The sequence below is a fragment of the Streptomyces sp. Tek67B01 genome (assembly GCF_055231995.1).
Window position 1 is genome coordinate 2,569,241 of record NZ_JBUYUY010000001.1, and the last position, 18,851, is coordinate 2,588,091.

Annotated in this window: 19 protein-coding genes; 9 read left to right on the forward strand and 10 right to left on the reverse strand. The window is 71.5% G+C overall.

Annotated elements, in window-relative coordinates:
- Positions 1-4: 4 nt before the first annotated feature.
- Positions 5-961 carry an ABC transporter substrate-binding protein gene (locus ACV7NM_RS11275; protein WP_463410172.1) on the reverse strand — a complete coding sequence of 319 codons (957 nt, stop codon included), beginning with the start codon at positions 959-961 and terminating at the stop codon, positions 5-7.
- A gap of 525 nt (positions 962-1,486) precedes the next feature.
- Between ACV7NM_RS11275 and ACV7NM_RS11280 the strand changes: the two genes are divergently transcribed.
- Entirely contained in the window at positions 1,487-2,689 is a 1,203-nt protein-coding gene (locus tag ACV7NM_RS11280) for an NAD(P)-dependent malic enzyme (protein WP_136215058.1), read from the forward strand.
- Between the two features lie 523 nt (positions 2,690-3,212).
- Positions 3,213-4,175, forward strand: coding sequence for a zinc-binding dehydrogenase (locus tag ACV7NM_RS11285; RefSeq protein WP_463410173.1), 963 nt, complete (start codon positions 3,213-3,215; stop codon positions 4,173-4,175).
- A gap of 184 nt (positions 4,176-4,359) precedes the next feature.
- On the opposite strand, the gene ACV7NM_RS11290 is transcribed toward ACV7NM_RS11285, so the two are convergent.
- The 3 genes from ACV7NM_RS11290 to ACV7NM_RS11300 form a co-directional block, all read right to left on the reverse strand.
- Positions 4,360-5,283 carry a PadR family transcriptional regulator gene (locus ACV7NM_RS11290; RefSeq protein ID WP_463410174.1) on the reverse strand — a complete coding sequence of 308 codons (924 nt, stop codon included), beginning with the start codon at positions 5,281-5,283 and terminating at the stop codon, positions 4,360-4,362.
- 1 nt (position 5,284) lies between these two features.
- Positions 5,285-6,214: a DUF4097 family beta strand repeat-containing protein gene (locus ACV7NM_RS11295; protein WP_463410175.1), complete on the reverse strand. Its 930-nt coding sequence runs from the start codon at positions 6,212-6,214 to the stop codon at positions 5,285-5,287.
- A 237-nt stretch (positions 6,215-6,451) separates the two neighbouring features.
- The gene (locus ACV7NM_RS11300) at positions 6,452-7,384 is read right to left on the reverse strand and encodes a LysR family transcriptional regulator (protein ID WP_463410176.1); all 933 of its coding nucleotides are present in this window, start codon (positions 7,382-7,384) and stop codon (positions 6,452-6,454) included.
- Positions 7,385-7,589: 205 nt separating this feature from the next.
- Here ACV7NM_RS11300 and snpA point away from each other — a divergent pair, with 205 nt between their 5' ends.
- The gene (gene snpA / locus ACV7NM_RS11305) at positions 7,590-8,249 is read left to right on the forward strand and encodes a snapalysin (RefSeq protein WP_463410177.1); all 660 of its coding nucleotides are present in this window, start codon (positions 7,590-7,592) and stop codon (positions 8,247-8,249) included.
- A 68-nt stretch (positions 8,250-8,317) separates the two neighbouring features.
- Here the strand turns inward: snpA and ACV7NM_RS11310 are convergent, their stop codons facing one another.
- The 4 genes from ACV7NM_RS11310 to ACV7NM_RS11325 form a co-directional block, all read right to left on the reverse strand.
- Positions 8,318-8,512, reverse strand: coding sequence for a hypothetical protein (locus ACV7NM_RS11310; RefSeq protein ID WP_463410178.1), 195 nt, complete (start codon positions 8,510-8,512; stop codon positions 8,318-8,320).
- A 45-nt stretch (positions 8,513-8,557) separates the two neighbouring features.
- A complete protein-coding gene (locus tag ACV7NM_RS11315) occupies positions 8,558-9,160 on the reverse strand; it encodes a GNAT family N-acetyltransferase (protein WP_463410179.1) in 603 nt (200 codons plus the stop codon).
- Between the two features lie 126 nt (positions 9,161-9,286).
- Positions 9,287-10,339 (reverse strand): family 2 encapsulin nanocompartment cargo protein polyprenyl transferase, encoded by a 1,053-nt coding sequence (locus ACV7NM_RS11320; RefSeq protein WP_463410180.1) that lies wholly within the window; start codon positions 10,337-10,339, stop codon positions 9,287-9,289.
- 32 nt (positions 10,340-10,371) lie between these two features.
- A complete protein-coding gene (locus ACV7NM_RS11325; RefSeq protein ID WP_463410181.1) occupies positions 10,372-11,784 on the reverse strand; it encodes a family 2B encapsulin nanocompartment shell protein in 1,413 nt (470 codons plus the stop codon).
- A 271-nt stretch (positions 11,785-12,055) separates the two neighbouring features.
- Between ACV7NM_RS11325 and ACV7NM_RS11330 the strand changes: the two genes are divergently transcribed.
- Both ACV7NM_RS11330 and ACV7NM_RS11335 read left to right on the forward strand, forming a co-directional pair.
- The gene (locus ACV7NM_RS11330; protein WP_463410182.1) at positions 12,056-12,646 is read left to right on the forward strand and encodes an N-acetylmuramoyl-L-alanine amidase; all 591 of its coding nucleotides are present in this window, start codon (positions 12,056-12,058) and stop codon (positions 12,644-12,646) included.
- 68 nt (positions 12,647-12,714) lie between these two features.
- A complete protein-coding gene (locus ACV7NM_RS11335; protein ID WP_463410183.1) occupies positions 12,715-13,659 on the forward strand; it encodes a 1-aminocyclopropane-1-carboxylate deaminase/D-cysteine desulfhydrase in 945 nt (314 codons plus the stop codon).
- Here the strand turns inward: ACV7NM_RS11335 and ACV7NM_RS11340 are convergent.
- A complete protein-coding gene (locus tag ACV7NM_RS11340) occupies positions 13,638-15,218 on the reverse strand; it encodes a Na+/H+ antiporter (RefSeq protein ID WP_463410184.1) in 1,581 nt (526 codons plus the stop codon). The two genes, ACV7NM_RS11335 and ACV7NM_RS11340, sit on opposite strands and share 22 nt — an antisense overlap.
- Positions 15,219-15,281: 63 nt before the next feature.
- Here ACV7NM_RS11340 and ACV7NM_RS11345 point away from each other — a divergent pair, with 63 nt between their 5' ends.
- The 3 genes from ACV7NM_RS11345 (at position 15,282) to ACV7NM_RS11355 (ending at position 17,164) form a co-directional block, all read left to right on the forward strand.
- Complete coding sequence (locus ACV7NM_RS11345) at positions 15,282-15,542, forward strand: UBP-type zinc finger domain-containing protein (RefSeq protein ID WP_463410185.1); 261 nt, start codon at positions 15,282-15,284, stop codon at positions 15,540-15,542.
- A 216-nt stretch (positions 15,543-15,758) separates the two neighbouring features.
- Entirely contained in the window at positions 15,759-16,172 is a 414-nt protein-coding gene (locus ACV7NM_RS11350) for an ATP-binding protein (RefSeq protein ID WP_329198175.1), read from the forward strand.
- A complete protein-coding gene (locus ACV7NM_RS11355) occupies positions 16,169-17,164 on the forward strand; it encodes an RNA polymerase sigma factor SigF (protein ID WP_463410186.1) in 996 nt (331 codons plus the stop codon). Before ACV7NM_RS11350 ends, ACV7NM_RS11355 begins: the two co-directional genes overlap by 4 nt.
- Positions 17,165-17,209: 45 nt before the next feature.
- Here ACV7NM_RS11355 and ACV7NM_RS11360 read toward each other — a convergent pair whose 3' ends face one another.
- Positions 17,210-17,659 carry a hypothetical protein gene (locus ACV7NM_RS11360; RefSeq protein ID WP_463410187.1) on the reverse strand — a complete coding sequence of 150 codons (450 nt, stop codon included), beginning with the start codon at positions 17,657-17,659 and terminating at the stop codon, positions 17,210-17,212.
- A gap of 96 nt (positions 17,660-17,755) precedes the next feature.
- Between ACV7NM_RS11360 and ACV7NM_RS11365 the strand changes: the two genes are divergently transcribed.
- Positions 17,756-18,721, forward strand: a complete 966-nt coding sequence (locus ACV7NM_RS11365) for a diacylglycerol/lipid kinase family protein (protein WP_463410188.1) — start codon at positions 17,756-17,758, stop codon at positions 18,719-18,721.
- The last annotated feature ends 130 nt before the right edge of the window (positions 18,722-18,851 follow it).

Genomic DNA, 18,851 nt, shown 5'->3' on the forward strand with positions numbered 1-18,851 from the left:
GGACTTACTGACCGGCGTTGACCGTCGCGGACTTGACTGCACTGTCCTGCACGTTCCACTTCTCCAGCGCCTTGCCGTAGGAGCCGTCCTTGATGGCGGCGTCCAGAGCCTGCTTGAGGGCGTCGCGCAGCTGCGTGTTGTCCTTGCTGACGCCGATGCCGAAGAGGCCGACGCCGGTCTGCTGGCCGGCGATCTCGAAGTCGTTGCCGCCGCCGGAGGTCTTCACGGTGTACGCGGCGACCGGGTAGTCGTTCAGGTCGGCGACGGCGCCGCCGGCCTTGACGCGGGTCTGCGCCTCGGCGTCGGTGTCGAAGGCCTGGATGGTGAGCTTGTTGTCACCGCACTTGTCGGCCTGCTTCTTGAACTCGTCCTCGTAGGTGGTGCCGCGCTGGACGGCGACGGTCTTGCCGCACAGGTCGTCCAGGGTCTTGATGCCCTCGGGGTTGCCCTTCTTGACCAGGAGCGAGAGACCGGAGGAGAAGTAGTCGACGAAGTCGATGCCCTTTCCGATCTTCTGGCCCTTGTCGTCCAGGCCCTCCTGGCGCTGCTTGTTGTCCGTGATGGAGGACATGATCGCGTCTTCGCGGCCGGTGTAGATCGAGGTGATCAGACCGTCGAAGGTGCCCGCGGTGAACTGGACCTTCACACCGAGCTGCTTGCCGAGCGCGTCCGCGATGTCGGGGTCCACACCGACGATCTTGCCGTTCTCGACGAATTCCATCGGGGCGTACGCGGAGTCGGTGCCGACCTTGATGACACCGGCGTCCTGGATCTTCTTCGGCAGGGCCGAGAAGAGCGGGGCGCTGCTGGACTTGGTGCCGGTCGAGGCGCTGTCGCCCGAGCCGCCCTTGGTCTGGTCGCCACAGCCGGTGAGGACCAGGGCGCCGGCGACCGCGATCGCGCCGACCGCGGCGATCCGGGACCGTGCGGCGGTCGTACGACGGGTGGTGCTTGCGGTCATGAGCTGGTTCCTCCGGCAGTGGGGAAAAAAGCATCCGAGAACGGTCGGGCACGCACCATCGAGTGCAGCGACCTTGTGTGATTACGGCATCTTGCCATTCGGACCGCGACATTCAGGGTGGCCGTCAGGTCAAAATCGGATAACGGGCGACCTCGGGTTCCCAACAGGACTGCGGCGAGCGGGCTGCGTGGCCGCACTATGCACTGCCACCAGGGCTTTTGACCGCAGTTTTTACTGCCGGTCTCGTCTATCGGACACCAACGTCCGGACTTTCCTCCGAAACCGGGGCAGAAGGCCTGCGAACGTGAGGCAATCGACTCGTCCGAGGGGCCGTTTTTCAGGTAGAACAGATCCTTACACCCCTCATCCGGGGCTCAGGGCGCGCGTGCGGCGCGCCCGCGCGTACGAACCTCCCCTTCGCGGAGGCGGGCCGAACCCGTCGACGCGGAGACGGACGCGGTGCCCGCCCACCCCTTAACCAGGAGTGGTCACCCTCAACGATTAAAGACTTAAGGGGTCAAACAAGTGGCAGCGGAGATCGTCAATCCTCGCAGCGACAGCGTGACGGACAACAACCCCGACGCGGTGTTCGCACTGCACCGGGGCGGCAAGATGGCCGTGCAGGCCACCGTGCCGGTCCGCGACAAGGACGACCTGTCCCTCGCGTACACGCCCGGCGTGGCGAAGGTCTGCAGCGCCATCGCGGAGAATCCGGAACTCGTCAACGAGTACACGTGGAAGTCCAACGTGGTCGCCGTCGTCACCGACGGCACGGCCGTGCTCGGCCTCGGGGACATCGGTCCCGAGGCCTCCCTCCCGGTGATGGAGGGCAAGGCCATCCTGTTCAAGCAGTTCGGTGGAGTGGACGCGGTCCCGATCGCGCTCGCCACCAAAGACACGGACGAGATCATCGAGACGGTCATCCGCCTCGCGCCGTCCTTCGGCGGGGTGAACCTGGAGGACATCTCCGCCCCCCGTTGCTTCGAGATCGAACGCCGGCTCCAGGAAGCCCTGGACATCCCGATCTTCCACGACGACCAGCACGGCACGGCCATCGTGACGCTGGCCGCCCTGCGCAACGCGGCGAAGCTGACCGGCCGCACCCTCGGCGACCTGCGCGCCGTGATCTCGGGCGCCGGCGCGGCGGGCATCGCCATCGCCAAGATCCTGGTGGACGCGGGCATCGGTGACGTGTGCGTCACCGACCGCAAGGGCGTCGTCTCGGCGGACCGCTCGGACCTGACGGACGTCAAGGCCGAGATCGCGGGCCTGACGAACAAGACCGGTCAGTCCGGCCCGCTGGAAGCGGCCCTCGTCGGTGCGGACGTCTTCATCGGCGTCTCCGGCGGCACGGTCCCCGAGGAGGCGGTGGCGACCATGGCGAAGGACTGCTTCGTGTTCGCCATGGCCAACCCGAACCCGGAGGTCCACCCCGACGTCGCGCACAAGTACGCGGCGGTCGTGGCCACCGGCCGGTCGGACTTCCCGAACCAGATCAACAACGTGCTGGCCTTCCCGGGCATCTTCGCGGGCGCCCTCAAGGTCCGCGCGACCCGGATCACCGAAGGCATGAAGATCGCCGCCGCCGACGCCATCGCGGGCGTCGTGGGTGACGAGCTCGCCGCCGACTACGTGATCCCGTCGCCGTTCGACGAGCGCGTCGCCGAGGCCGTCGCGGCCGCGGTCGCCGCCGCCGCGAAGGCGGACGGCGTGGCCCGCCTGGCCTGATCGCCGTTTCGCACGTGTGACGTACGGGCAAGGGCCCGGCCTGATGATCCATCCGGCCGGGCCCTTCCCGTTTCCCCCTGTTTCCGGTTGTTCCCTGCTCCCCCATGACGGACACCGGGCCGCGGACGCACCCTCCTGGCCCCCGAACCGGGAGGGGTCGCCGCGCCTGTCGTGGGCACGGACGCGCGGGAAAGCGACGCACCGACCACACGAAGAGAACCGCGGCGCCAATGACAGGCTCATGGCGAGCGCGCCGCATGGCCAGAATGTTACCCCGATCGCGGGCTCTCCTGACATTCCGGTTCGCCGCTCGGAAACATCAAACCGGCTGGTAAGAGTGGCAGTTGAGGAGCGGGGCATTTCTTCCGAACGGACGCGCCGCGCCGCCCGTTCCAGACGCGGAAAGACCCCTGTCCGGTTCCCACCCCTCTCGCGTCGGCCGGCGTAGGACTGCGACGAAGGCCTCACCCCCGGCGCACCGACAGGGGTGGCCCCTCGCGCTACCGGGCGGTAGCGTCGCGGCATGTTCGCTGCCTATGCCGCCCGAATCGACCGCGACCAGCCGCTGAACGGCCTTGAACTGGGCGAGCGCCCGGCTCCCGGGGCCCGCCCCGGCTGGGTGACCGTCAACGTCAAGGCCGCCTCCCTCAACCACCACGACCTGTGGTCGCTGCGCGGGGTGGGCCTCGGCGAGGACAAACTCCCGATGATCCTCGGCTGTGACGCCGCCGGGACCGACCAGGACGGCAACGAGGTCGTCCTGCACTCCGTGATCGGCCAGAGCGGCCACGGAGTCGGCCCGGACGAGCCCCGGTCGATCCTGACCGAGCGCTACCAGGGAACCTTCGCGGAGCAGGTGACCGTCCCCGCCTGGAACGTGCTGCGCAAGCCCGCCGAGCTGTCCTTCGAGGAAGCCGCCTGTCTGCCGACGGCCTGGCTGACGGCCTACCGGATGCTGTTCACCAACGCCGGGGTGCGGCCGGGCGACTCCGTCCTCGTGCAGGGCGCGGGCGGCGGCGTCGCCACCGCCGCGATCGTCCTGGGCAAGGCGGCCGGCCTGCGGGTCTTCGCGACGAGCCGCGACGAGGCGAAGCGCAAGCGCGCGGTGGAGCTGGGCGCGGTGGAGGCGTACGAGCCGGGCGCGCGGCTGCCTCAGCGCGTGGACGCCGTCATCGAGACGGTGGGCGCGGCAACCTGGTCGCATTCGGTGAAGTCCCTGCGCCCGGGCGGCACGCTGGTCATCTCCGGCGCGACGAGCGGCGACAGGCCCGCGCACGCGGAGCTGACGCGGATCTTCTTCCTGGAGCTGAAGGTCGTCGGCTCCACGATGGGCTCGAAGGACGAGCTGGAGGACCTCCTGGCGTTCTGCGCGGCCACCGGCGTCCGTCCCGTCATCGACGAGGTCCTCCCCCTGGACCGCGCCCGCGAGGGCTTCGAAAAGCTCGCCTCGGGCGACCTCTTCGGCAAAATCGTCCTCACGCTCTGACCTCCCGCCCGGGCCCCGCCCGCCGGCGTTTGAGGCGCGGGGTCCGGGGCGGAGCCCCAACCCAGCCCCAGCGGCACTACCCAGCCTCGCCGGCGTTTGAGGCACGGGGCCTGGGGCGGAGCCCCGGGGAGCCCCGAGCGCAGCGAGGGGGCCGCCCCCGGCCCAGTCGCGCCGTGGGCCGGCCCTACGCCTGGTCCGGGCGGAGCGCCGCCGTCACCCGGCCCGCCGCCGCGCCCAGATGGGCCCGGGCCTCGGCCAGTTGCGCCGGGGACACCCCGTGGTCACGGGCCGCGTCCCGGATGTCGTCGCGGAAGCGGTCAAGCAGCCGGTCCAGGTCCCGGACGGGGTCGGCCGTCGGGGCCAGGTCCTCGGCCCAGTCGGCCCCCGCCCCGGCGGTCGGCGCACCCGCGTGCGTACCCGTACCGGCACCCGCTCCCGCACCCGCCCCGTGGCCACCCGAGCCACCCAGCCACGCCCCGGCCAGGCTACCGAGCACCCCGCCGGACTTGGCGAACTGCTCCTGCAACTGGCCGGCGATGCGCTGGACCTCCTCGCGCGCCCGCTCCTGGGCCTCCTTGGCCTGGCGGCGCGCCTGCTGCGCCTCCTCGCGCGCCCGGCGGCTCTCGTCCTTCGCTCGCCGCGCCTGCTCCTTCCACTCCGCCTTCGCCTTGCGGAGTTCCTCCTTGGCCGCCTTCCACCCCTCGTCCTCGACCTGGGTGGCCGTCGCCGAGGCGGCCGCCGCCCGCATCTCGCGCCGCAGGTCCCCCGCGGCGCCCCGGACGTCGTCGCGGATCTCGGCGGCCAGTTCGGAGACCGAGTCGCGGATCTCCAGTTCCAGGTCGGCGAGTTCACCGCCCCGGTCGGCGAGTTCGGCGCGTCCCGCCTCGGTGATGGAGTACACCTTGCGCCCGCCCTCGGTGGCGTGCGTGACGAGACCCTCCGCCTCCAGTTTGGCCAGGCGCGGGTACACCGTGCCCGCGGAGGGTGCGTACAGCCCCTGGAAGCGCTCCTCCAGCAGCCGGATCACCTCGTACCCGTGGCGCGGGGCCTCGTCCAGCAGCTTGAGCAGGTAGAGGCGCAGACGCCCGTGGGCGAAGACGGGCGGCATGTCAGAGCACCTTCTTGTCGAGCGCGAGCGGGGTGGCGGCCTCGGGGCTGTCGGCCGCCGGGCGGCGCAGCAGGGCGATGGCGCCGGAGACGGTGGTGGCGCGCAGCGTCCCGGTGCCGGCGCCGAGCGTGCCGGTGATCCGCTTGGCGGCCCACTGCCCCGTGACCCGCAGGTCCTCGAAGGCGTTGGAGACGCCGCCGGTGGCGGTGTTGGCCTCCACGCGGGCGTCGGCGGGGTGCGGGAGGCGGATCGCCACCTGTCCGGAGACGGAGTTCAGGGAGATGTCGACGGGGCGCGCGTCGGCCGGGTCGAGTACGAGGTCGATGAGCATGTCACCGCTGACCGAGTCGGCCCGTACGCTGCCGCCGGCCCCGTCGACGACGGTCAGGCCACCGGAGACGGAGTGGAAGGCGAACTCGCCGGTCACGGACTGCGCCTCGACGCTGCCGGACACGGTGTTGGCCTTCACCTTGCCGGAGAGCCCCACCAGGGTCGTGTCGCCGCTGACGCCGTTGACGTCGGTGGCACCGCTGATGCCGGAGACGAAGGTGGTCGCGCTGACGGTGGCCAGTTGGACGACGGTGGCGGCGGGGACGGTGAGGGTGACGGTGGCGCTGCGCTCCCAGGCCTTGCGCCCGTCGGCGGAACTGCCGGACCAGGCCTTCCACGGCTTGCCCTCGAACCACTTCTTGAAGCCCTGGGAACCGTTCCAGGGGAGGTCCTCGTAGGAGAGGGTGAGCGTTCCGCCCTCCTGTACGACGTGCAGGGGAGGCCCGCTGACCTCGGCCACTTCGAGCCGGGCGGGGCCCTCGTCGGCGGCGGCGACCACGTTCACGGTGCCGCCGACGACGCGGACGCGGAGTTCCCTCACCGGCTGCTCGTAGGTGAGCTTCTGCGGTTCGGCGACGGACCACGTCATCTGCTCTGCCATGGTTCTGATCCTCCTCGTGGGCGCACGGACGGGCTCGACGCTCGCAACATATCGCGTCTCCTTCAGAACACGATATATCGCGGGTCGGCGAAGTCAAGCGGCCGCCACGCGGCGGCGGTGGGACGCGCGGGCGGGCAGCACGAGGACCGGACGCGGTCCGGCGAGGTGGGCGGAGGGGAGAAGAAGGTGACGGAAAGGGTGGGGCGGGCGAGTCGACGCGAAGGGGCCGGGCGCGGGCTACGCGGCCAGCAGCGGGCTTCCGTGGTGGTGGAGCCACGCCCGGTAGGGCGGGGTGCGCAGGGCGGCCTCGCGATAGGCGGCGCGGAGGTCCTCGTACACCTCGTCGTGCACGCCCGGCCGGCTCGCCAGCAGCAGCCGTACGGCGAGGGGGTCTCCCGACAGCGGCCGGATCGCCATGTCGTCGCGGGGGACGGAGGTCGGCTGGCAGGGGGCGACCGCCTCGCCGGAGACGATCAGCGACGCCGCGGTGTGGTAGTCGGCGTGCAGCACCGGCGGGTCCACGCCGGCGCCCGCGAAGACCCGCCGCAAGCCGTCCCACTCGCCGTCCACCGACGGGTCGACCGTCCAGCGGTCCGCGGCGAGTTCCCGTAACTCCACCACCGGCCTGCGCGCGGCGGGATGGTCCCGGGACATGGACACGAACTGCGGCTCGCGCTCCATCAGGACGCGCACTTCCAGGCCCGGCGGCACCCGCAGCGGACACCCTTCGACCTCGTGCACGAACGCCACGTCCAGCCGGCCCGCCTCCACCATCCGCAGCAGGGCGTTGGCCGACACGTCGACCACCAGCGAGGTTTCCGTCTCGGGCGCACGCCGGTGCAATCTGCGCAACCAGCCTGGCAGGGCCCTGCTGGCCGTCGAGCCGATCCGCAGGCGCGGCCCGCGGGCCACCGCGCGGGCGTCGGCGACCAAGGCGGCCATCTCGGCCAGCAGGGGACGGGCCCGGCCCAGTACGGTGCGGCCGAACGGCGTGGGCCGGCAGCCGGTCCGCTCGCGGAGGAACAGCTCGCCCTCCAAGGCCCGTTCGATCCGGCGGAGCTGCGTGGTGAGGGAGGGCTGGCTCACGCCGAGCTGCCGCGCGGCCTTGTGCAGGCTGCCGGCGTCGGCGATGGCGCACAGTGCGCGCAGGTGCCTCACCTCAAGCTCCATGACCAGAGAGTAAGACGGCCCCTGGCAGCCGCACCAGCCACAGGTATCCCCCCGAATCCCGCCAATTTCGCGGAAGTTGGCCTGCCGAAAACCCACCGATAGCCCGGTGTTATCGGTGGCTGACATCATCCGCCCGGCACCCGCGCTCCCTCAGACTCCGGTTCGAACCACCCACCCCCCACCGGATGAGTAGGAGCTCCCCCACATGCGCCACTCCCGTACGGCCGTTCCGGCCGCCACCATCGGTCTCGTACTGGCAGCCGCCCTGGTCGGCCTCGCCCCCACCGCCGGCGCCGCCCCGGCCCCGTCCGGCAACCCCACGACCTACGCCGCCTACGAGCGCTCGCAGGAGAACCAGGCCGCCAACCGGGCCTTCTTCGACGCCGTCCAGCGCTCGGTCGCGGAGCAGCGCGCCGCGAGCCCGGGCCTCAAGTCCGTAACCGTCACCTACAACACCCGCAACGCGCCCAGCTTCCGTACCGTGATAGCCCGTTCCACGCAGATCTGGAACGGCTCGGTGTCCAACGTCAAACTCCAGGAGGTGTCCTCGGGCGGGAACTTCTCGTACTACGAGGGCAACGACTCGCGGGGTTCGTACGCGAGCACGGACGGCCACGGCCGCGGCTACATCTTCCTCGACTACGCGCAGAACCAGCAGTACGACTCGACCCGGGTGACCGCGCACGAGACGGGCCACGTGCTGGGCCTCCCGGACCACTACTCGGGCCCGTGCAGCGAGCTGATGTCGGGCGGCGGTCCGGGCACCTCCTGCACGAACCCGTACCCGAACAGCACCGAGCGCTCCCGGGTGAACCAGCTGTGGGCGAACGGCCTGGTCGCCTCCGGCCTGGGCACCAAGAGCTGACCCGGAACCCACCCACCGAGCCCGTTCGGGCCGTGGGTTCGGACCGGGGCTGACCCCCCGGTCCGAACCTACGGCGTGTACCGGGGGCAGTCGGGGGCGCGGCACGGCCCCGGACCCCACTGCGGTACGAAGATCCCGAGGGACTTGCGCCGCCCGACGATCACCCGCTCGACGGGTCGCCCGCAGGTCGGGCACGACTCCTGCTCGTGTCCGACCGGCGGAGCGTCCGCCGCCCCCGTGCCCTGTCGCTCGTCACCGGCCATACCTCCACGGTAGGCCGGTTCGGCGCGTCCGGCGGGGCGGGAGCGTCACGGCTGCGGCTTGCGCCACATCGGCCACATCAGCGGCCCGTCCGGCAGCCGCACCGCCGTGCCCGTGAACTGCCACCCGAGCCGCTCGTACAGCGCCTTGCTGCGCTCGCTGCTCGCCTCCAGGTACGCTGGTACGCCCTCGCGGTCGCACCGCTCCAGCACCGGCCGCATCAGCTCCGTGCCCAGCCCCTCGCCCTGCCGCCCCGGCGCCACCGCGATCATCAGCAGGTACTCGTGCTCCTCGGCGGTGGGGTGCGCTTCGCCCGTCAACCGGCCGACCAACTCGCAGCGCTCGTTGTCCGGGTCGGCCACCTCGCGCATCCTCGCCGGGACGTCGTCCTCGGCGGCCTCCCCCTCGTGCTCCCCGGCCGGGATCCGCAACCACAGCGCCGCCGCCGAGCCGTCGGCCGCGTAGTCGATCCGCCCCTGGGCCAGCGCCACGTCGACGAACACGCCGAGGAACTTCCCGTGGACCGCCGCCCGGTGCTCCGGGTCGGGGAAGACCCAGCTGCTCACCGGGTCGTCGCGGAACGCCTCGTCCAGCAGCCGGGCCACCGCGTCCCGGTCCGACTGATCCGCCTTACGTATCTCCAACACCACGGAACCCATCCCTCACTCACGTCGCAACAACCGTGAGTGATCCTAGAGTTGGGGCCCGTACACGGACAGGCCTGTTCCGGCACCGTGCGGTGCCGGAACAGGCCTGTCCCCCGCGGTCCTACGCGGTCACCTGGTGCGGCGCGTGACGAACTCCGCCAGCGCCAGCAGGCCGCCCGCCGCCCCCAGGTCCGGTACGGCCCGCGACAACTGTTGCACCGCCCGGCCCATCCGGTCCGCCGCGTGGGCCTGCGCCCAGTCGCGGCCCCCGGCCCGGTCCACCGCGTCGGCCGCCCTGCGTACGTCGTCCCCGGTCATGGGCCCGGCGTACAGCTCGGCGAGCTCCGCCCCGGCCGCGGTGCCCGAGGTGAGGGCGGCGACGACCGGGAGGGACTTCTTGCGGGCGATCAGGTCGGCCCCGGCGGGCTTTCCTGTGTGCCCGGGGTCCCCCCAGATGCCGATCAGGTCGTCGATCAGCTGGAAGGCCAGTCCCGCCTCCCGACCGAAGGCGTCCATCGCGTCGGCCCGGTCCGGCCCGGCCCCCGCGTACAGGGCGCCCAGCGCACAGGCGCAGCCCAACAGGGCCCCGGTCTTGGCGGTGGCCATCCTCAGGCACTCGTCGACGGAGACGTCCGGTCGCTGTTCGAAGGCGCAGTCCGCCTGCTGCCCGGCGCAGAGCTCGATGACGCAGGTCGCGAGCCGGGCGGCGGCCGCCGCCGAGGCCGGGTGCGGGTCCTCCGCGAGTTGCCTCAGCGCGAGCGCCATCATGGCGTCACCCGTGATGATCGCGTCCGGTATGCCGAAGACGGTCCAGGCCGTGGCGCGGCCGCGCCGCCTGACGTCCTTGTCGATGACGTCGTCGTGCAGGAGCGTGAAGTTGTGCGCCAGTTCCACGGCGACCGCCGCGCGTACGGCGTGCTCCTGCTCACCGCCGTCCGGTCCGCCCAGGGCCCGCGTCGCCGCGAGGACCAGGGCCGGGCGGATCGCCTTGCCCGCGCCGGCCGTGGCCGGGGTGCCGTCCGCGTTCTCCCAACCGAAGTGGTACATCGCCACGCGCCGCATGTAGCCGGGCAGGCCCTCGACCGCCCGGCGCAGGCTCGGATGGACCGCCTCTCTCGTGCGTTCCAGCAGTGCGGCCGCTTCTTGGCCCTCGCCCGTGGTGACCGCGTCGGTCGTCGCCATCGTGTGCCCCGTCGTGCCCCGAGCCGGCCGGCTCAGCGCCAGCGGCCGATCTCGACGTTCTCCAGGATGCCGAGTGCGTCCGGCACCAGGACCGCGGCGGAGAAGTAGGCCGTCACGAGGTAGGAGATGATCGCCTGCTCGCTGATGCCCATGAAGCGCACCGACATGCTGGGCTCGATCTCGTCCGGGATGCCGGGCTGGTGGAGGCCGATCACGCCGGACTCGTCCTCGCCGGTGCGCATGCACAGGATCGAGGTCGTCCGGGCGTCGCTGATCGGGATCTTGTTGCAGGGGAAGATCGGCACGCCCCGCCACGAGGGCACGCGGTTGCCGCCGACGTCGATGGACTCGGGGTAGAGGCCGCGCTTGTTGCACTCGCGCCCGAAGGCCGCGATGGCCTTGGGGTGGGCGAGGAAGAACTTCGAGCCGCGCCGCATGCTGAGCAGCTGGTCCATGTCGTCCGGGCTGGGCGCGCCGTCGTGCGGCTGGATGCGCTGGTCGTAGTCGGCGTTGTGGAGCAGTCCGAAGCCCGGGTTGTTGACCATCTCGTGCTCTTGGCGCTCGCGCAGCGCCTCGACCGTGAGCCGCAACTGCTGCTCGGTCTGGTTCATCGGGTGGTTGTACAGGTCGGCGACGCGCGTGTGCACCCGGAGAACCGTTTGTGCGATGGAGAGTTCGTATTCGCGCGGGCGCGCCTCGTAGTCCACGAAGGTGCCGGGCAGCACGGCTTCGCCCCGGTGGCCGGCCGAGAGCTCGATCTCGGCTTCGCCGTGCTTGTTGGTGCGCTGGGGCGGCAGCGCGCGTTGCCGGTCCACGTGCGCGCGCAGGGAGTCGACCCGGTCCGCGAGGAGCTGGAAGTCCTGGCGGGAGAGGACGAGGGCGGTTCCGGAGGTGACCGCTCGGGCGGTGTACTCCCAGATCGACTCCTCGTCGACGAGGGCGTCCTCGCCGAAGAAGGCGCCGTCCGCGACGGTGCGCAGCACCGCGTCCTCGCCGTAGGGGCCGGGGCCGACCTGCTCGATGCGACCGTGGGCGAGGAGGAACACCTCCTCGGAGGCGCTGCCGAAGGAGGTCAGCTCCTGGCCGGGCTCGAAGTCGATCTGCCGGCACCGGGCGGCGAGTTCGGTGAGGACGTCGATGTCCTCGTAGTCGCGCAGCAGCGGGAGTTCACCGAGCTCCGCCGGGATCACCTGCACCTGGGTCCCGGTCTTGATGAATTCCACGATGCCGTTGCCGACGGAGTAGCTCAGTCGCCGGTTGACCCGGTACGTGCCGCCCTGCACCGACACCCACGGAAGCATCTTCAGCAGCCACCGCGAGGTGATCTCCTGCATCTGCGGCGCGGACTTGGTCGTGGTTGCCAAGTTCCGCGCGGCCGAAGTGCCAAGACTCCGTTGGGGGGTCTGGGCCTGTGCTTCGGACTCGGAACCTGCCTGGACCGACATGTGTTTCCCTTTCGATCACTCCATGGATCTGCGGCTCCAGCTTTCAGTACGGAACGTAATGGGACCATTACACAAAAGGGTGGGACTACTCCATACGCGACGTGGGCACCCTCATGGGCCGCCCATGGAGGACGACGGGGATCGGTCCGGTTGGCCGGTTCCGCTCGCTCGCCGTACGAACGCACTAGCCCGGACGGGGCGCCTCCACTACACCGGTACGTGACGAGACGGCCACGCGAGGTGACCGTCCCGTATGGCAAAGGAGGCGGCCATGTCCGCACCCATGTCCGCGGACCGATTCATCGAAGCGCTGCGGGACGAAGGCCTGACCGTCGTGGAGGTCGGCGCCTGGCGCACCCACAACCGCAACCACAAGGGGCCCTGGGGCCCGGTGCACGGCGTGATGATCCACCACACCGTCACGCACGGCACCGCCTACACCGTCTCGCTCTGCCGCGACGGCGACGAGGAGCTTCCCGGCCCCCTGTGCCACGGCGTGATCACCAAGGACGGCCGTGTCCACCTGGTCGGCTACGGCCGCGCCAACCACGCGGGCGCGGGCGACTCCGACGTCCTGGCGGCGGTGATCGCGGAGAAGCGGCTCCCGCCCGACAACGAGGCCGACACCGACGGCAACCGCTACTTCTACGGCTTCGAGTGCGAGAACCTCGGCAGCGGCGACGACCCGTGGCCGCAGGTGCAGTTGGACGCGATGGCCAAGGCGGCGGCCGCGGTGTGCCGGGTCCACGGCTGGTGCGAGCGCTCGGTGATCGGCCACCTCGAATGGCAGCCCGGCAAGATCGACCCGAAGGGATTCACGATGGACTGGTTCCGCGCCCGCGTGGCCGACCGCCTGAAATAGCCGCCCGGGCGTCGGCGACGGCCGCCCGGACATCCGCCTCCACCTCCGCCTGACGTGACAATGGACGGGTGAACCGCACCGCGCGCCTTGACGTCCTCCTGGAGCCGCGACCGCCGTCCCCCCTGCGGGAGGTCCGCGACGACGGGTTCGAGCGGCACGGGGTGCGGTTGCTGCTCAAGCGGGACGACCTCGTGCACCCGGAGCTGCCCGGGAACAAATGGCGCAAGCTCGCGCCGAATCTGCGGGCCGCCGTGCGGGGCGGGTATCCCGGGCTGGTGACCTTCGGTGGGGCCTACTCCAACCACCTGCGGGCCACCGCGGCGGCCGGGCGGTTGCTCGGGATGGCGACCGTCGGGGTGGTGCGCGGGGACGAGCTGGCCGGGCGGCCGCTGAACGCGTCACTGGCCCGCTGCGCCGCCGACGGGATGCGGCTGAGCTTCGCCTCGCGCTCGGACTACCGGCGCAAGACCGAGCCCGAGGTGCTGGCCGGGCTCCTCGCCGCGGCCGGGGCCGACGACGCGTACGTGATCCCGGAGGGCGGCAGCAACGCCCTCGCCCTGTCCGGCTGCGCGGACCTGGGCCGCGAGCTGCGCGGCCGGGCCGATGTCGTCGCCGTCGCCTGCGGGACCGGCGGGACCCTGGCCGGCCTGGCGGCGGGGCTCGGGGCCGGCCGGCGGGCCGTGGGCGTCCCGGTGCTGGCGGGCGGCTTTCTGGAGGCGCAGATACGTTCCCTCCAGCGGGAGGCCTTCGGCGGCCCGGCAGGCGACTGGACGCTGGCCGAGGGCTTCCACCACGGCGGCTACGCCCGCGTCCCCGCCGAGCTAGAGGCCTTCGCCGCCGGATTCGAGGCGCGCCACGGCGTCCCGGTCGAGCGGGTCTACGTCGCGAAGCTGCTGTGGGCCCTGACGGAGCTGACGGCGGCGGGCGCCTTCCCCCGCGGCACCACCCTCGCCGCGGTCGTCACCGGCGCTCCCGACCCGTCCGGCCCGGCTCAGGCCGACTCCTCCCGGTAGGCCGCGGCCTCTTCCAGGTCCAGCCGGCGCAGCAGCACCCGCAGCATCTCGTCGTCGATCCGCCGGCGGTCGCGCAGCGTCACGAACACCTCCCGCTCGGCTTCGATCATTTCCCCCGCCAGCCGCCGGTAGATGTCGTCCGCCGACTCCCCGGTCACGGGGTTGGTCTCGCCGAGCCGTTCCCACACCGCGTTGCGCCGCCGCTCCAGTACCGTCCGCAGCCGGTCGGCCAGCGGCGGCGGCAGGGCGTTGCGCGGCTCCGCCAGCAGTTCGTCCAGCCTGTCCTCCGCCGCGCGCGAGGCCTCGCTCTGCGCCTGGGCCTCCGCCAGCGTCTCCGCCTGGAGGTCGCGCGGCGGCAACCGCAGCAGCCGGATCAGCGGCGGCAGGGTCAGCCCCTGCACCACCAGCGTCGCGATGACCGTGGTGAAGGTCAGGAACAGGATCAGGTTCCGGTGCGGCACGCTTATCGGCACGGAGAAGGCGATGGCCAGCGAGACCACCCCACGCATGCCGGCCCATCCCACTATGACCGGCGCCTTCCAGTTCACCTCGGGTTCCCGCCGGCGGATGCGCTCGGACAGCAGCCGCGGCACGAAGGTCGCCGGGAACACCCACACGAAGCGCGCCACCACCACGGCCAGGAACACCGCCAGCGCGTACCAGGCCGCGCGCGGCCCCTCGTACTCCGCGAGCCCCTTGAGCACCACCGGCAGCTGGAGGCCGATCAGCGCGAAGACCACCGACTCCAGCACGAAGGAGATCACCTTCCACACCGCGGCCTCCTGGAGCCGGGTCGCGAAGTCGACCTGCCAATTGCGGTGCCCCAGGTACAGCGCGACCACCACCACCGCCAGCACGCCCGAGGCGTGGACCCGCTCGGCCGCCGCGTACGCCACGAACGGGATGAGCAGCGACAGGGTGTTCTGCAGCAGCGGCTCCCGCAGCCGCTTGCGCAGCAGGTGGATCGGCACCATCAGCACCAGCCCGACCCCGACGCCGCCCACCGACGCGAGCAGGAACTCCGCGATTCCGCCGGCCCAGCCCGCGCCGACGCCGACGACGGCGGCCAGCGCCACCTTGTAGGCGGTGATCGCGGTGGCGTCGTTGACCAGGGACTCACCCTGCAAGATGGTCGTGATCCGGTTCGGCAGTCCCAGCTTCCGGGCGATCGCCGTCGCCGCCACCGCGTCCGGCGGTGCGACCACGGCGCCCAGCACCAGCGCGACCGGCGGTGTCAGGCCGGGCACCAGCAGGTAGGCCGCGTACCCCACGGCGAGCGTCGCGAAGATCACGTACCCCACGGACAGCAGCGCGATCGGCCGTACGTTGGCCCGCAGGTCCAGGTACGAGCTCTCCATGGAAGCCGTGTACAGCAGCGGCGGCAGCAGCAGGGGCAGCACGATGTGCGGGTCGAGGGCGTACGACGGCACGCCCGGGACGTACGAGGCGATCAGGCCGGCGGCAACGAGCAGCAGCGGCGCCGGCACCGGTGTGCGGCGGGCCACCCCGGCGACGACCGCGCTGCCCGCCACCAGGGCCACCAGCTGCAATACCTCCATCGAAGATCGATCCTCCTCAATATCAACCGTCCCGTGCGCCCGCACGTCAGTACGCTGGCCATCATGAGCGAGTGCACCCACGTTGCCGAACTGCCGCGCCCCGAGCCGATCCCGCTTGCCCTGACCTGCCCGGAATGTCTGGCGATCGGCAGCCATCCCGTGCAACTCCGGATGTGCCTGGGGTGCGGACACGTGGCGTGCTGCGATTCCTCCCCCTACCGGCACGCCACCGCGCACCACCACGAGACGGGCCATCCGGTGATGCGCAGCTTCGAACCGGGCGAGACGTGGCGGTGGTGTTTTGTCGACGGTTCGATCGTCTGAGGCGGGGTAGGTCAACCCTCCGCCGGTTCCCCCGAATTGGACCCGCAGACCCCTAGCCACTGTGCGTACCGATGGGCTTACCATCGGTCACCGACCGCAGGAGCGGCGGGCGACCCGGGCGCCCACGGCGGGCGCCACGAGGGGTGCCGCGACACGATCGCCCGGATCGCGGTAGCGTCACCGGCGAACAGAGCTCGTACCACCTTGGAGGTGAGGGTGTCCCAGATCGCAGGCGAGCCCGCGACCCAGGACTTCGTAGAAGTCCGGCTGCCGGCTGCGGGTGCCTACCTGTCGGTGCTGCGGACGGCGACAGCCGGTCTCGCGGCACGGTTGGACTTCACCCTCGACGAGATCGAGGACCTCCGCATCGCGGTGGACGAGGCGTGCGCGATCCTGCTCCAGCAGGCCGTGCCCGGCTCCGTCCTCAGCTGCGTGTTCCGGCTGATCGACGATTCGCTGGAGGTCACCGTCTCCGCACCGACCACGGACGGCCGCGCGCCCGAGCGCGACACGTTCGCATGGACGGTCCTGTCGGCGCTGGCCGGCAAGGTCGAGGCGACGGTCGAGGAGAACCGCACCGTGTGCATCAGCCTGTACAAACAACGCGGCGCGGGGCCAGGCCCGGCGTGAGCGGCGGGGAGATCCCGGTGCGGGGCGGGGATCGGCCCCGGGTACGGCATGAGGTCGACGGCGGCATCCCGGAGCAGCAGCACGCCCGGCCGCACCCGGCTGACGCGGAAGCGGAAGACGGCTTTTTGGACTCGGCGGAGCGACGGGCGGGCCCTATGAGCGAGAACCAGCACGACGAACCACAACTCTCACAGCCACCCGCGGCCGTGGCCCAGGCGGCTCCGGCGGTGCCGGACCCGCGCGACCGCAGTGGCGCGCGGGCGCTGTTCTTCGAGCTGCGGGAGCTGCCCGACGGTTCACCGGAGCGGGCGGAGCTGCGCAATCGCCTGGTCCGGATGCACCTGCCGCTGGTCGAGCACCTGGCCCGGCGGTTCCGCAACCGTGGCGAGCCGCTCGACGACCTGACGCAGGTGGCGACGATCGGCCTGATCAAGTCGGTGGACCGGTTCGACCCGGACCGGGGGGTCGAGTTCTCCACGTACGCCACGCCCACGGTCGTCGGCGAGATCAAGCGGCACTTCCGCGACAAGGGCTGGGCGGTACGGGTTCCCCGGCGCCTCCAAGAGCTGCGGCTCTCGCTGACCACGGCCACCGCGGAACTCTCCCAGCAACACGGCCGCTCGCCCACGGTCCACGAGCTGGCGGAGCGCCTCGGGATCTCCGAGGAGGAGGTGTTGGAGGGGCTGGAATCGGCCAATGCCTACAGCACGCTCTCCCTGGACGTCCCGGACACGGACGACGAGTCGCCGGCGGTCGCGGACACGCTGGGCTCGGAGGACGAGGCGCTGGAGGGGGTCGAGTACCGCGAGTCCCTCAAGCCGCTGCTGGAAGGGCTGCCGCCGCGAGAGAAGCGGATTCTTCTGCTCCGGTTCTTCGGCAACATGACCCAGTCGCAGATCGCGCAGGAGGTCGGCATCTCCCAGATGCACGTCTCCCGCCTACTGGCCCGCACCCTGGCACAGCTGCGCGAGAAGCTCCTCGTGGAGGAGTGACGACGGGGGCGTGACGGTCACCCGGCCGCGGGCGGCCGAAGTCGCCTAGGCCGCGGGCCCGATGCCGAGGGCCTCGGTCGCCGTCGGGTTCACCACCAGGGCCACGACCGCCAGCGCGGAGGCCGCCAAGGCCACCGCGGCGGCGGTCAGCGCACCGCCGGCGGTCCACAGCGTCCACGCCACGGGCAGCGCCGTCAGCTGGGTGATCAGCGCCGGGCCCCGGCTCCACCGGCGGCCCAGGCGCAGCCCGCGCGCCGCGATCAGCGGGAGCGCGGCGATGGCGAGCAGGGTCAGGCCCCCGGTCTCGGCCTGCCGCGCGGAGTCGACGTGTCCGGCGATCCCGTCGAACAGCAGGTAGCCGCCGAGGCCGGCCAGGGCCAGGCCCTGGAGTGCGCACAGCACGGCGGCGGCGGTCAGCCGGCCGGGCAGCGCGGCGGGCGCACCGCCGGGGGCCGCGGCGTCGGTGGGGGCATTCGGGGTCGGCTTCTCACTCACTCCAGCAGGGTAGCCGCGCCCCGCCCGCGCCGGAGCGGACGGTGGCGGGGGCGGGCAGTACGGGGCGCCTCCGAGCGGGTGGGTAGGCTGGCGCTCATGCGTGCACTTCTCGTGGCCAACCCAGCAGCGACGACCACCAGTGCACGTACGCGTGACGTCCTGACGCACGCGCTGGCCAGCGAGATGAAGCTGGAGGCGGTCACCACCGAGTACCGGGGGCACGCTCGCGACCTGGGACGCAGGGCCGCGCGGGAGGGCTTGGACCTCGTGGTGGCCCTGGGCGGCGACGGCACGGTCAACGAGGTGGTCAACGGCCTGCTGCACGACGGCCCCGATCCGGACCGGCTGCCGAGGCTGGCGGTGGTCCCCGGCGGGTCGACGAACGTGTTCGCCCGCGCGCTCGGACTGCCCAATGACGCCGTCGAGGCGACCGGCGCCCTGCTCGACGCACTGCGGGAGCGGCGCGAGCGCACGGTGGGCCTGGGCCTGGCGGCCGGCGCCCCCGGCACCGTGGACGAGTCGGTTCCGGCGCGCTGGTTCACCTTCTGCGCCGGCTTCGGTTTCGACGCGGGGGTGGTGGGCCGGGTCGAGCAGCAGCGCGAGCGCGGCAAGCGTTCGACGCACGCCCTCTATGTGCGACAGCTGGTGCGCCAATTCCTCGACGAACCCAATCGGCGGCACGGAACCGTCACGCTGGAGCGGCCCGGCGCGGAGCCCGTGACGGACCTCGTCCTCTCGATAGTCTGCAACACCTCGCCCTGGACGTATCTGGGCAATCGCCCGCTCTACGCGTCCCCGGACGCGTCGTTCGATACCGCACTTGACGTATTGGCCCTGGACCGTTTGTCAACTCCGGCGGTCGCGAGATACGCGACGCAGCTCCTGACCTCGACTCCTGAGCGCGGTCCGCAGGGCAAGCACGCGGTGAGTCTGCACGATCTGACCGACTTCACCTTGCATTCGAAGGTTCCACTCCCCTTCCAGATGGACGGCGATCACCTGGGACTGCGGACCAGCGTTCAGTTCACAGGCGTTCGCCGGGCACTGCGTGTGATTGTGTGAGTAGAAGAGGCCAAAGTCCTTTCACTCGAACGTTTACACGCCGGTACACCCCCAGGAACTAGGGCTGTGACCTAGTCGACACCGACGAATCCAAAAAAACTTTCCGGAAGGGGTTGTATCCCCGTCCGAG